Source organism: Lentilactobacillus dabitei, from assembly GCF_019061365.1.
Taxonomy (GTDB): Bacteria; Bacillota; Bacilli; order Lactobacillales; family Lactobacillaceae; genus Lentilactobacillus; species Lentilactobacillus dabitei.
This window is the reverse complement of record NZ_JAHPPD010000032.1, coordinates 14,493-28,625: the sequence shown is the minus strand read 5'-3', so window position 1 is coordinate 28,625 and position 14,133 is coordinate 14,493. Positions and strand designations below refer to the sequence as shown.

Annotated in this window: 12 protein-coding genes; 2 read left to right on the top strand and 10 right to left on the bottom strand. The window is 43.3% G+C overall.

What is annotated here, in order from left to right:
* Positions 1-111 precede the first annotated feature (111 nt).
* Positions 112-1,524, top strand: a complete 1,413-nt coding sequence (locus KTE19_RS06525) for an MFS transporter (protein WP_217341896.1) — start codon at positions 112-114, stop codon at positions 1,522-1,524.
* Positions 1,525-1,923: 399 nt separating this feature from the next.
* Positions 1,924-2,946: a type I glyceraldehyde-3-phosphate dehydrogenase gene (gene gap / locus KTE19_RS06520; RefSeq protein ID WP_054747048.1), complete on the top strand. Its 1,023-nt coding sequence runs from the start codon at positions 1,924-1,926 to the stop codon at positions 2,944-2,946.
* A 234-nt stretch (positions 2,947-3,180) separates the two neighbouring features.
* Here the strand turns inward: gap and KTE19_RS06515 are convergent, their stop codons facing one another.
* The 10 genes from KTE19_RS06515 to araA all read right to left on the bottom strand — a co-directional run bounded on the left by KTE19_RS06515 (position 3,181) and on the right by araA (position 13,837).
* Positions 3,181-5,130, bottom strand: coding sequence for a DUF5776 domain-containing protein (locus KTE19_RS06515; protein WP_217341895.1), 1,950 nt, complete (start codon positions 5,128-5,130; stop codon positions 3,181-3,183).
* A 284-nt stretch (positions 5,131-5,414) separates the two neighbouring features.
* A complete protein-coding gene (locus tag KTE19_RS06510; protein WP_217164698.1) occupies positions 5,415-6,359 on the bottom strand; it encodes a DUF4097 family beta strand repeat-containing protein in 945 nt (314 codons plus the stop codon).
* Positions 6,356-6,988, bottom strand: coding sequence for a DUF1700 domain-containing protein (locus tag KTE19_RS06505; RefSeq protein ID WP_217164697.1), 633 nt, complete (start codon positions 6,986-6,988; stop codon positions 6,356-6,358). The genes KTE19_RS06510 and KTE19_RS06505 overlap by 4 nt, the downstream gene beginning before the upstream one ends.
* Entirely contained in the window at positions 6,981-7,298 is a 318-nt protein-coding gene (locus KTE19_RS06500; protein WP_217164695.1) for a PadR family transcriptional regulator, read from the bottom strand. Before KTE19_RS06500 ends, KTE19_RS06505 begins: the two co-directional genes overlap by 8 nt.
* Positions 7,299-7,580: 282 nt before the next feature.
* Entirely contained in the window at positions 7,581-7,979 is a 399-nt protein-coding gene (locus tag KTE19_RS06495; protein WP_217164693.1) for a hypothetical protein, read from the bottom strand.
* A gap of 138 nt (positions 7,980-8,117) precedes the next feature.
* Entirely contained in the window at positions 8,118-9,743 is a 1,626-nt protein-coding gene (locus KTE19_RS06490) for an ABC-F family ATP-binding cassette domain-containing protein (RefSeq protein WP_217341894.1), read from the bottom strand.
* 186 nt (positions 9,744-9,929) lie between these two features.
* Positions 9,930-10,589, bottom strand: coding sequence for a histidine phosphatase family protein (locus KTE19_RS06485; protein ID WP_217164689.1), 660 nt, complete (start codon positions 10,587-10,589; stop codon positions 9,930-9,932).
* A 142-nt stretch (positions 10,590-10,731) separates the two neighbouring features.
* Positions 10,732-11,589 (bottom strand): aldo/keto reductase, encoded by an 858-nt coding sequence (locus tag KTE19_RS06480; protein WP_217341893.1) that lies wholly within the window; start codon positions 11,587-11,589, stop codon positions 10,732-10,734.
* Between the two features lie 15 nt (positions 11,590-11,604).
* Positions 11,605-12,165: a sugar O-acetyltransferase gene (locus tag KTE19_RS06475; protein WP_217164685.1), complete on the bottom strand. Its 561-nt coding sequence runs from the start codon at positions 12,163-12,165 to the stop codon at positions 11,605-11,607.
* A gap of 247 nt (positions 12,166-12,412) precedes the next feature.
* A complete protein-coding gene (araA, locus tag KTE19_RS06470) occupies positions 12,413-13,837 on the bottom strand; it encodes an L-arabinose isomerase (RefSeq protein ID WP_217164683.1) in 1,425 nt (474 codons plus the stop codon).
* Positions 13,838-14,133 lie beyond the last annotated feature (296 nt).

The following is a 14,133-nucleotide window of genomic DNA, read 5'->3' as shown; positions in this document are numbered from 1 at the left end:
CTGATAACACCTTTCGGTATTAGTTTGTGCATTCATCTACCTGGTTAAAACCAGGAGATTTCTGCGAATCCTTTCATTAAAAACAATCTTGAATAAAGAAGAGATGAAATCATGACAACCAATAATGAAAAAATTAGCCGACAAACAACCCTGGCTTTACTAGCAGCCGCTCTACTCTCATTTACGGGAATTCTCACCGAAACATCGATGAACGTGACTTTTCCTGAACTCACCAGAATTTTCAACGTTTCCTTGGATACGGTTCAGTGGATCACCACTGGTTATCTGTTGATGGTCACCATCGTCATGGCCACCACAGCTTATCTGTTGAAAAAATTCAAATCACAAAGGATCCACCTATTTGCGGCAATTGCCTTTGTGATCGGTGACGTCATGTGTGCCACATCACCAACCTTTTCAATGCTACTAACCGGTCGACTCATTCAAGCAATCGCCACCGGCTTATCCACCCCACTGATGTTCCATATCATTTTCAACAAAATCCCGGCCGGACGAATTGGTTCAATGACTGGGTTAGCCGGGATGGTCATTTCATTGGCTCCAGCATTAGGGCCAACCTGTGGCGGAACTATTTCTTCAACCATGTCGTGGCGAATGATCTTTTGGCTAATTCTGCCCATCATCGTGATTAGTTGGTGGCTCGGTTCCCACTACATTCGAATTGATCCAGTTGGCACTGGTTCTTTTGATATCTTAAGTCTGGCATTGTTGGCTACCACCCTATTTTCGATGGTCTTCGCAGTCAGCAAGGCCGGTAAGTACCCAGTCTTTAGTTCCGCTGTCGTGATGCCATTTCTAATCGGCTTGATTGCGCTGGGGCTATTCATCTATTCAGACACCCACGGATCCTCTCAACTATTGGATATTAAGATTTTAAAATGGCTATCAACATCCCTATCGGCCTTCACCTATTTTGTTTTGCAATTTGTGAATATCGGCATTTCATTTCTAATCCCAGTTTACTGCCAATATGTTCTGCATGCGTCACCATTTATCGCCGGCTTAGTTTTATTACCAGGATCATTAGTTGGTGCCGCCGTTTCTCCGTATGCTGGCCACCTTGCTGATATCAAAGGTTACGCGTTACCAATTATCATCGGTTTGATCTCAATGACTTTAGGTGGTGGCATTTTCTATGGTATCCAAGGCTTGCTATCAGCCTGGATCATTCTGTTGGTTTATTCGTTCCTCCGATTTGGCTTCAACATGGGCTTTTCGAACACAATTTCCAACGCGATGCTAAACGTTCCCAAACAATATACGGCCGACGTCAATTCCTTCTTCAGCATGCTGCAACAATTTGCCGGTTCCATTGGTGTTGGGATCATGGCAGCGGTCATGGCAATTAGTCAAAATAGTGGCACTGGCAATTTAGCTGCCCGTTCGTTCACTGGTGGCCGTTACGATTTCTTACTCGCAACCCTCTTGAGCGCTGCCGCTCTCATCGCCACTATTATCAACTTTAGAATTCAGCGACAACATCAATCCGCCCAAACCAATTAACACAACCATCATAACAATTAATTCCAATCTTTCCATTGTGTACAAGGCTTTTTGATCGAATTTCTGCTCGAAACCAGTTAATCTGAATTTGGTTATTTAGTATCAGTAAATAGCTGCATTGACTGCTACTTAGGTTTAGGATAGCTGCGTAAAGCAGAAGTCTGCACGTAAGCACCTCGGAGAAAAATCCCAAAATCAGGAATTTCTCTCCGAGGAGACTTACACTCCGACTTCTAAACGCTTTACTCCGCTCACTGGTTTTAGGACAGCTATGCAAAGCAAAAGCTTGCACCTAAGCTATCTCGACCCAAAATCCAAAACCGGGATTTCTGGTCGAGACAACTTAGGCTCCAGCTTTTAACCGCTTTGCTCCGCTCACTGTTTTAAAGGGGGACTTCAATTATGGTAAAAGTTGGAATTAATGGTTTTGGACGAATTGGTCGCTTAATTTTACGCCGTATTTTAGAAATCAACGATCCGGACTTGGAAGTCGTTGCAATCAACGATTTAACCAGTCCGTCAATGCTAGCATATTTATTCAAATATGATTCAACTCATGGTACTCTGCCTTACGACATTTCTTCGACGGATGATTCATTAGTTGTCGATGGCAAGAAATACCGGGTTTACGCAGAAAAAGACGCCAGCCAAATTCCTTGGGTTAAGGATAACGGGGTAGATTTAGTTCTTGAATGTACTGGCTTCTATACTTCAAAAGAAAAATCACAAGCTCATTTGGATGCCGGGGTTAAGAAAGTTTTGATCTCAGCACCCGCCGGGCCAATGAAGACAATCGTTTATAATGTTAACGACGACACCTTAACCGCAGACGATCAAATCATCTCGGCTGGTTCTTGCACCACGAATGCGTTAGCTCCAATGGCTTACTTCCTCAATAAAGAATTTGGCTTGGAAGTTGGCACCATGACAGCAATTCACGCATTTACCAGTTCCCAAATGATTCTTGACGGGCCTAAAGGCAAGAAGTTCCGTCCTAACCGAACCGCTTCTGCTAACACCATCCCTCATTCAACTGGGGCTGCCAAAGCGATCGGTTTAGTCATTCCAGAACTTGAAGGTCACTTACAGGGTCACGCTCAACGAGTTGCCGTTGTTGATGGCTCAGTTTGTGAATTGGTTTCCGTTCTTAAGACCAAAGTCACCGCCGATCAAGTTAACGATGCCATCAAACCACACACTGACAACAACCCAGCATTTGGCTGGAACGACGACGAAATCGTTTCTTCAGATATCATCGGTGACACCCACGGGGCCGTTTATGATCCAACTTTGACGGAAGTCACCTCAAATGGCGATTTCCAAGTGGTCAAGACCGCAACCTGGTTTGATAACGAGTACGGCTTCGTCAGCAATATGGTTCGAACTGCTAAGAAATTTGCCGAAGTTTCTGGTTTGAATTAATTTAGATCAACACAAACTAAAAATCCTGGAGGCAATTCATTTTGTCCTTCGGGATTTTTTTGGCGTTTTCAGGATATATGAAAAAATTCCTACCATTATCTGTGCTGGTAGGAATTTTTGTTTACAGCCATTGTTATCTTTTAGATTAGTCAATCCTTCTAGCTACTTAATGCACTTATCTTCTTGACTACGTTCATCACATCGTTAGAACACGTATTTGCAGTAGCTGGTTGATTACTTCCAAATCACCAATTGCTTGTTGGCAGAAATGTAATTTCCGTTCGCCAATTGGTACCGAGTTGCGTTACCAGTTGTGACCTTTTTGATTCGCAACGTTTTGCCTTTTGCAATGCGATCGCGACGGTTGGTCAAATTAGCGTTTTTGTATTGATAAATCCCCTTAGCATTAATGACTTGAATTCGTTTTGATTGTGGCATCGTCGTGTAATAGAGGTTGCTGGAGTAGCCACTGGCACCAGTAACGTAGCCAGTCTTCTTGTATGTTTTACTACCCTGATTCTGATCAACCACCTTGTAGCGGAAGTTTCCAGCCTTAGAGAAGGCGTGAGCAAGAACTTTGAATACTGGTCGTTTTGTCCGGGATTGTTTGGTAAACTTGCTCAAACGATTGCCATTACTGAAGTCCGCACTTCGGTATAGGGATGTCCCCTTAGTCAGATAGAGATATCCTCCCATCTTAATGGCACGACGGGGAACCGGATTCTTCGAAGTCGTTGGTTTTTCCGTTTCAGTATTTGGCGACGTTGATGTCGTCGGCGTGGTTGAAGTGGTTGGTGCGGTCACTTCAGGAGAATTTGTGATCGGTGGTACCGTCATTCCGGGAATCCAGCTGGCGGTAAGGACTTCGTCGATGCCTTCTTCGGCTTTGGAGTTTTTAAATTGGCTAAGATTTAATTGATTACCGTTAACTGCCACCTTTTGACCACTCTCATTGTACCAGCCACCAAATTGATAGCCTTTTCGCTGAGCGCTAGGGACGGAAATTACGTTCGTTCCTTTTGGAATCACCCGAATGTCATCTTTGGTTATCCCATCGCTAAATTTGAAAATGATAGAGGCGGCATCCGCACCTGGCTTGATTAGGTCAGTATTAGGACCAACTGTATTATCACTAATTTCTATGCCATTTCCCGGTAACGCATTCTTGCCAAACATAACTCCATGTGTTGCATCCACCACATTTTTGGTAAATGAAACTGATCCAAGTGGGCTTTGACCACCTTGATAATTCGTTGTTCTTAGCCCAACATACCCGTCAAGCTTATTATTTGCAATTTGAAGGTTTTCAACATTCCCCGCAATGATCGCGTGAACATTACTGATACTTCTTGTTGTCGTATAATCGTTCACTTTATTGTTTTCAATTTTTAGCGAACCAACACCGTATGCAGTTGTCCCAACCGGTACATTACCGATTGCCACGATCAAGTTTCGGTTTCCCGACTCTGAGGTTCCACCGGGACACGTAAGTTCATTATTAGTAATTTCAATGTTATCCAATTTATGCTTAACATTGCCAACAATATTGATTCCCGTCCAAGAACGACCGTTTGTTGGGCTATAAATAGTAAATTTGTTGCCAGAAATTCTTATGTTATCAGCATTGCCCGTTAACCAGACAGAGTTATATTGTCCATTAGCGTTCCCAGGGTTAAGTTCGAACGTATTGTTTGATACTGAAACATTTTCACAGGCAATCCAAAGTTGGATTTGTTTAGCTGTCTCACCTGTATTATCAAAGTGAATTCCTGAAATTGTGCTACCCGCTGCCCCATTATTAAATTGAAGCCCAGCAGCAATCGTTGCTCCACTAGTACCTTTAATGTTTACTTTCTTTGTAATCCCAATTGTGTTTTTGTCTGACATTCTTCCGCTAATAGTAATTGTATTACCATCGGTAGCTTTACTAACTGCCTCGGTCAATGTGCTATAGGATTCGCCGTTAACATTTGCTGTACCACTCTTCACATCATCTTGTGTCCTAACCGCAGACGCCCCAATCTGGCTGCCTTCTTTTGGCATTTCTACGCTTGGCGACGAGGTACTCGAATCAGCGCTCACTTGGCTTAGCGAACCAGTTACCCCTGCCCCACTCAACAATACCGCTGCTGAAAATAATCCAACTAAGATCCCTCTTTTGATTTTGCTATTATAACAATTCATAGTTTTCTTCTCCTCTAAAGATTCATATTTTCATCCCTGATACACTTTATGTCTATCATAGGTAAAATCTTATAATAAAAAGAAGAAGCTAAGAAGATATTATGACTATTTTAGTATTTTTATTTCCCAGTATGGTTATCTGATTGTCAGCAACGAATCCAAATATGCGGACACAAAAAGGGACCACTCGATTGTGTTGGCACCTGCTAACAACAATTAATTGATCCCTTTTTACTTTAAATTATTCGACCAGACTTACCGGCTAATATTCCTTGCTAGGATTTTTATCGGACTGTGACATCCCCACCATCAGAAGTTAATCGGTAAAGTGGTCGATTATTCTGGGCAATTTGCCAAGAATGATTACCTGATTGACCAAATAGGGATACATCGCCACCGTCCGCGCTGGCACTTACCTGCACCTGCTTGCGGTTAGGAATCGTCGCATCAATATCCCCGCCGTCCGTGCTGGCAGTCAGCGAACTGTTGACCCGATTATTATTCAAAACAACATCGCCGCCATCCGTATTAATCACGGCATCTTTCAACTTAGTAGCTGTAAACGAAACATCCCCGCCGTCTGTGGATACGGTCGCCGTTCCATTTGCAAAATCTGTATTTTGATAGGTAAGATCGCCACCGTCACTGCTTTGAGTGATTCCGGGGGCCGTGACATTCTTTAAGTTAGTATCATCAGTGTTCTTTAAATCAAGAGCGGCTTTGGCAGTCACGTTTTCCAAATTAATTTCCGCATCTCCAGCCAATTGAAGCTGATTGACAGCGACGTTGGTCAATGAGACTTCGTTGTCATTATGCCCATCAATCCGGGCTAATTGGGTATGCTTCGGCAGAGTAATTGTTATCGTTCCGCCATTATTCTGATAACTGTTAATACTGAGACCCATGATTCGGGTGCGATGTTGCTGCTTACCCTTAATTGTAATTGCGGTTCCCGTCTGAGTAACTATGTTAAATTTCGGATATTCAATTGTCGGCCGCTTCACGTTTCCCGGTTGAACCACGACTTCACTATCAGTTGTAAAATTCAATTGGTCAAATGAACGGTCCAGCTGTTTTGTTTTCATTTTAATTGCTGTTCCCTGCTCGTCATCAACCTTAAATCCATTGGCCCAAACAATTGGCTTGAAGCCTGTATGGCCGAGGGCAACTGCCACCATGATGACACCAATGATGGTTAATGCCGAACCAATCACAATTGACTTCTTCATTTTTGTCGTCTCCTTCCGTGCTTCTCAGCCTGATTCTTTGGCACAATCTTCTGATACGCCCAGCGAGAAAAAGTTGTGACCCCCCGAACCACACCGTTAAAGGCGGCTAAAAATGCTGGTGTCAACAGGATAATCAGACCAACAAACGCAATGCCGATGCCAGTGTAGAGAACGCCCAACCAAATGTCGCTCGCCAAGATGCTGATGCCGATAACTAAGCTGGCCAGCCCACCGACGACGACCCCAAAAATCAAACCAAGGAGCCCAAGGATGATGCCGAACGCTGCCGCGAAAACCCCAATCGACAGCCCTGCTAATCCAAGCGCCAATGGGATTGTAACCGGCGTAGATAAAACAGCCAGGATAATCAGCCAAACTGTCTTCATATCTTCTTTGGGTTTGGCCGTTCGCGACTGAGCGCTACTGCCAGCATCCAAATTCTTGATCGAATAGTCAGCTAGAATTTTTCTGGTTAGCTGCCGGGGTGTCCCCAATTCACGAACACAATCGTTGTAGGTGGTGAAGTTCCCATCCTGCAAATATTCGGTATAGAAATCAACCACTTCATTGCGTTCATCGGGATCCAGTTGCCCCAACAAAGCCGTTAATTCGGTTATATAATCATCCATCCGTTTCATCTCCCAACATTTTATCTACCCCAACTTTAAAGTCTTGCCATTCTTGTTGAATCACGCTTAACTGCCGCTTTCCTTCTGCCGTAATTTTATAGTACCGCCGATTTCGCCCCTGATAAGGCTGATCATACGTTGTTAATAAATCGTTCTTCTTCAGCCGCCGAAGGACCGGATACATCGTCGATTCGGAAACCGAAATGGATTCCTGAATTTTTTGAGTAAGGGCATAGCCATAGTAATCATCATGGACTAAGAGGCCCAGGACACAACCGTCTAATAGCTCCGAACTCATCTGAATAGCCATATTGTCACCTCTGCAATACTATTTTATATATAATATGATTTCATATACATAATACTGATCTCTGCTCCTTTTGTCAACAATTAGTCTGATTAATCGCCACAAGCCTCTCAAAAAGTCGTTTTATGATGTTATTTGGAACCAAAAAAACCAATAGCTCCACTCCGATCAAAAGGAGGGATTAGACTATTGGCTTTTCATTCTTATATTGATAAAACTTGCGACAAACGGCTGACTCCAATCTCTAAATGAACCTTATAGCTAGTTTGAAAGAAGGTCAGCCAATTACTTTGCTCGAGTCAAACTAACCGTCAGAACGTCGTCTGGAGTCGTATTATAACTGGCCAAAATCCCATTCACCACGTCAGCGGCCGGTCCGTGTTGAGATGTCGACCGGTGGTACGTGTTGATCCAGGTTCCTAGCGCATCAAGGCCAAATTCAAGCCCTTCAAACACCTGCATATACGTTGATGACTGGGGCTCGGGTGTCTCAATGATGATTTTTTCAACCCGTTGGTGATTAATCTGCATCGTCAGTTTAATTTGGTTGGTATCAAATAAAACCGGCGTCCCATCTTTCACTGACTCTGGTAACCGATAGTCCGTCAACCGCATATTTTGGTTATAGACGCGGGCAACGTAGTCATAAGTGCCTAAATCGTTAGTCCCTAATTCCTGTGACATTAAAAATCCCCCTTAAGCAATCCTGAAGTAACGCTGTTATCAGAATTATAAGGGGAATTTGGCTTGGCTGGGGATATTTTGACTCCGCGCTATTATTCAACTGAAACTGATCGTCCTTTTTGGAAGTGTTTCGGGTGGCTAATCGTACATATCGCTCAATTTCTTTTGAACATCAGGATGGTTGATAAATTCGTCATAGGTCGTGTCAGCCTTATCGATAATCCCGTTGTTGGAAACTTCGATAATATGGTTGGCAATCGTTTGGATAAACTCATGATCATGGGATGTAAAGATAATCGACCCCGGGAAAGCAACCAATCCCTCATTCAACGAGGTAATTGATTCCAAATCCAAGTGATTGGTTGGATCATCTAATAAGAGCGTATTACCCTTTTGCAGCATCATCTTTGACAGCATGCACCGGACTTTTTCGCCTCCAGATAAGACACTCACTTCTTTGTTCACGTCATCGCCTGAGAACAACATCCGACCCAGGAAGCCCCGCAAGAACGCATCATCATCACTGCCTTTTTGGGCATATTGGCGTAACCAATCAATGATCCGCAACTTGTTGTCATTGAACTCCGACGAGAAATCCTTTGGAATCGACGTCATTTCCACTGTTTGGCCCCAGGTGATTTCACCGATATCTGGTTTCATTGTGCCTGCTAAGATCTGCATTAAAGTCGTTGATGCCAAATCATTTCGGCTCACCAAAGCAGTCTTGTCGCCAGGGCGCAAAGTAAAGGTGACGTTATCAAGAATTGTGACCCCGTCAATTGTTTTGGAGACTTTATCCACTCGTAGAAGATCATTGCCCAACTGACGCTCCTGCTCAAAGTGAATAAATGGGTATTTCCGAGACGATGGCTTAATGTCATCCAGGGAGATCTTATCAAGCTGCTTCTTTCGCGAAGTTGCCTGCTTTGATTTGGAAGCATTGGCGCTAAACCGGGCGACGAATGCCTGAAGCTCCTTGATCTTGTCTTCCTTTTTGGCATTGGAATCTGCCCGCATTTTGGCAGCGAGCTGACTGGATTGCAGCCAGAAGTCATAGTTACCCACATACATTTTGATCTCACCAAAATCAACATCGCACATCATTGTACAAGTCTGATTCAAGAAATGGCGGTCATGAGAAACAATAATCGTAATGTTTGGATAGTCAGCCAGGAAGTTTTCCAACCATTCAATTGTGTATACATCAAGCCCGTTGGTGGGCTCATCCAGCAATAAAATATCGGGTTCGCCAAATAAAGACCGGGCCAGCAATACTTTCACTTTTTGGCCTTCCGTTAGTTCACTCATCAGCTGTTGGTGAAGGTCTTCAGGAATCTCCAATGACTGCAATAATTGCGAGGCATCGGCTTCAGCATTCCAGCCGTCCATTTCAGCGAACTCGGCTTCCAAATTGGCCGCCTTGATGCCATCTTCATCGGAAAAATCCGGTTTGGCGTATAAAGCATCCTTCTCAGCCATGATGTCAGCCAAATGTTGATAACCCTGAATGACAGTTTGGAGGACGGTCTGGTCTTCAAAGCCGTAATGATCCTGGCTCAAGCTGGAAATTCGTTCGTTTTTATCAATATGAATCTCGCCGGTTGACGGTGTCAGTTCACCTTCCAATAATCTTAAGAAGGTGGATTTGCCGGCACCATTGGCTCCAATGACGCCATAGCAATTACCTGGCGTGAACTTTAAGTTAACGTTATCGTATAGTTTTTTACCTGAGATTTGTAATCCCATGTCTGAAATTGTAATCATTGATTTACCTCACTGTTTCTTGCCTAAAAAATAAACTTCGCCTGCTTGGCGACAGCCTGCATAAATCAAAGCAGCCAACAACGAACAAGAGCGTTCATCATTGACTGCTTTGTTAGGCTTCCAGGTTGCCCCGAGTCTCGTCGCACTATCAAACAAATATATCATATCCGGCGACGTTTAACAATCCTATACCTCGCCGAGATTATTAAAGTATTCAACTTGAATATCATCGTCAGAGATAATCAACTTAGTGACACTCCCGTTATCGGTTGGCCGGCCTAAATCCAACTGTGGGGCATAGCGATCAACAATCGAACGAATTGTAATTCCATGAGAAACAATTAATATTTGTTGACCGTCATGGGTATTCTCTCGAATTTTGTCAAAACCCCGGTTCAGGCGTTTCCAAAACATGTCATTGTTCTCAGCTTGGTTATAAAGATCAGCGTGATGAATGAGGTCCCGCGCCCGTTCCAAACCAAAGTCTTTTAAGACTTCTTTTTCACTGGTTGTTTTGACTTGGGCACCCACAAACTGCCACATTTGGTTGGCGTCGTTACCTTCAAAGTAACCGTGGAATTGTTCTCTAAGCTCAGGATACTGATAACTGACGATGTTCATGTTATGTGGATTCTTCCGCAAAATAATTTTGGCGGTATCGATTGCCCGTCCTGAATCACTGGAAAAAGAAGCCGCAAAATTAATCTTCGAGAGTCTCTCACCAGCACCCTCTGCATCGCGAACACCCTTGTCCGTTAACGGCGAATCGATCCATCCCTGAATCTTGTTATACAAATTCAAATAAGTTTGTCCATGTCGCACCATGTATGCAGTAACCTTTGCCAAAAAGATCATCCCATTCCTTTAGATTTTGTCCACAACTTAAGTATATCTAATCAGGCAACATTAATCACTTAAAGCATCTTAAAAAAAGCGCTCACCGGGATTCCCAGTGATCACCTTTTAAGTTACCGACTTCAGTCATCCATTAATGATGGGGATATTGATGACCAATCTCATAAACCATTTCTGGTTCCTGACTGATTCGCGTGTTTTTATTTAATGCATTGATCCAGTCCATTTCTTCATCAGTCATTTCAAAATCATAGATATCCGCATTTTGTTTAATCCGATCTGGATGAACGGACTTGGGAATAAACGAATCACCCCGTTGCAAGTGCCAGCGCAAAATGATTTGAGCGGCTGACTTACCGTGATGTTTGGCAATTTTCAAAATAACGGGATTGGCAAAAATTCTGCCCCGGCCAAGTGGTGCCCAGGCTTGAGTCACAATGTGGTTTTCACGATCAAAGTCAGTCATTGCCTCTTGAGATAAGTAGGGGTGCACTTCCAGCTGGTTCAAAACCGGCATTTCATTTGCCTTGGTTGCCAAATATTCCAGATGAACCATACCATAATTACTGGTTCCAATTGATTTAGTTAACCCTTGTTCTTTCAAAGCTTCAAAGGCCCTCCAGGTTTCAAAGAAATGTTGGTGAATTGGCCAGTGGACTAACAGAAGATCAACGTAATCCAACTGTAGTTTCTTGAGCGATTCTTCGACAGAGGCCATCACTTTGTCGTATCCTTGATTAGCTTCAGCGACCTTAGTGGTTACAAAAATCTCGTCCCGAGCAACGTCTAACTCTTTGATTGCTTTTCCAACAGCGGCTTCATTGCCATACATTTGAGCGGTATCAAACAAGCGATAGCCGGCATCATAGGCGATCTTCACTGAGTCAATCAATTCCCGTTCCTCAGTCATTTTGTAGACCCCGAGGCCTTGATTAGGCATCGTGTGACCATCGGCTAATTTAACTCTTGCATCGATTTTTTTCGTATCCATCAAATTCCTCCAATGTTACTTTAGTTTTTTAATGATTCTGGCAGGATTCCCACCGATTAGGACGTTGTCACCAAATGATTTCGTGACAACGGCACCTGCGGCAATTATAACATTATTGCCTAACGTGACCCCAGGGGTGATAATTGCACTACCACCTGCCCATAGATTGTCACCAATCGTCACTGGCCCCGGAATTTCGACACCGCGATTGCGCTCGGCAACATCAAACGCGTGGTCGACGGTGTAAATTTGAACATTCGGTCCCAACAAGCAGTTATCACCAAATTTAATCTTGCCAACATCAATAAACGTACAACCATAATTGGCAAAGAAATTCTCGCCAACTTCAACGCTGTAACCATAGTCGCACTGGAAAGGTGCCTGAATATCTACTTTTTTCCCGGTCTGTTTAAAAATTTTCTTAATGATATCTGAACCGGCATCAGGATCCGTTTTCATCGTATCGTTAAATTCATTTACTAATTTTCGGGTGCGGCGCCGATCCTTGGCAAGCTCAGGGTCATTGTTCACATACCTTTGACCAGCAATCATTTTTTCTTTTTCAGTTAAAGTCATCGTTATCCTCCAGTTAAGTTTAAGGCTATGTACAGAAACAAGGTCGAGGCAAAATTGACTTGTCTCGACCTCATTTCGTAGGTTTTATATGGATGGTTCCTTGTTTGAAGTGTTGCTTGAAGCGACATAGCGGAAATGTGCTCCACCAAGCAATAACCTGCACATAAGCACTTGATCTGTAAATCCAAAATCAGGATTTTCAGATCAAGACACTTATGCTCCGGTTATTCCCGCTTGGTTCCGCACTCTACTTGATGTCGTTAAACGTCAAGTTGAACATTGTTGCTAAGTCTTGGAATTGAGTTTCAGTTGCGTTGAATGTCAAAACAGTGTGGTGTCCACCACCATCATGGATCCATTGAGTAGCACCATTCTTCAAGCCCATCTTTGGTGTCCACATTTGTTTGGCAACTGGAAGATTTGGAGTTGGCTTTGGAGCTTTGTGCCCATCAACGGCGTAACCAATCATTCTGTATTCGTTACCGAAGTCAGAGATGGTAACATCCATTGCGTCACCTTCACGGCCAGTAAATACCAAACGTGCTGGATCAGCTTTGCCACCGATATCCAATGGGTGAACTTCAACACGAGGCTTGTCGCTGGCGATACTTGGGTCAACTTCAAGCATATGTGATCCAAGGATGGCTTCCTTACCCTTTTGTAATTCAAGGGTGTAGTCTTCCATGAATGCAGTTCCTTCATTGTGGGTCATGATCTTAGTCAAGCGATCCAAAGCAGCTGTCTTCCAGTCACCTTCAGCACCGAAGCCATAACCTTCAGCCATCAACAATTGAGCTGCAAGGCCTGGTAATTGTTCCAAACCATAAAGGTCTTCGAAGTTGGTTGTGAATGCTGAGTAGTTACCTTTGTCAAGGAAGTTCTTGATACCGAAGTATTCACGGATCTGGTAACGAACTGAATGTTCGTACTTGTCTTTGTCATTGTCGCCTTGAACAAATTCGTACTTGTCTTGTAATTCTTTGTACTTCTTGTCAATATCGTCTTCAGAAACGGCGTTAACTGATTGTACCAAGTCACCAAGTGCGTAGTAATCAACGGTCCAGCCAAATTGAATTTGGGCTTCAACCTTGTCACCTTCAGTAACGGCAACGTTTCTCATGTTGTCACCAAAACGGGCAACCTTGATGTTAAAGCTTTCGTTGTAAGCAACTGCAACGTCTTCCCAATCAGCAATTTCGTCTTGGACTTCTGGATCACCCCACCAGCCGTAAACGATCTTGTTGTTCTTACGAAGACGAGCATTGATAAAGCCGTATTCACGGTCACCATGAGCACTTTGGTTCAAGTTCATGTAATCAAAGTCGATCGTGTCATATGGAATGTGATCAAGGTATTGAGTTGCTAAGTGAAGTAAAGGCTTTTGAAGTAACTTAGTACCACGGATCCAGTTCTTTGCTGGTGAGAAAGTATGCATCCAAGTAATCACACCGGCAACCTTGTCGTTGTAGTTGACATCTTTCATTAACTTAGTGATGCTGTCAGCAGTCGTTGCAACCAATTTGAAGACGATTGGGTAAGGCAACTTGCCTGAGGCGTTCAACTTGTCAACCATGTCCTTAGCATCTTTTTCAACGGACTTTAATTGTTCTTCACCGTAAAGATGTTGACTACCAGTAACGAACCAAAATTCATAATCAGGAACTTGTAACATAATGTTTTCTCTCCTCGTAATGAAATATTTTTTACTGTCTGAACACAAGCATCCAGGCATTTATAACAAACAAATTGTGCCAACATAAGCAATTAATTGAGTTACTGTTATCGCTTACATGAATTATTATAAATTATTTGTACGCATAAATCAATCACTTTTTTAATTTGTTAGCACAAAATTTTAAGTGAGCGAATCCAGGCGGTTAGAGATCGGAGTGTAAGGCTCCTCAAACAGAAATTCCAGTTTTGGGAATTTTTGTTTGGGGTGCTTACGCGCAGATCTCTGCCTGGAGG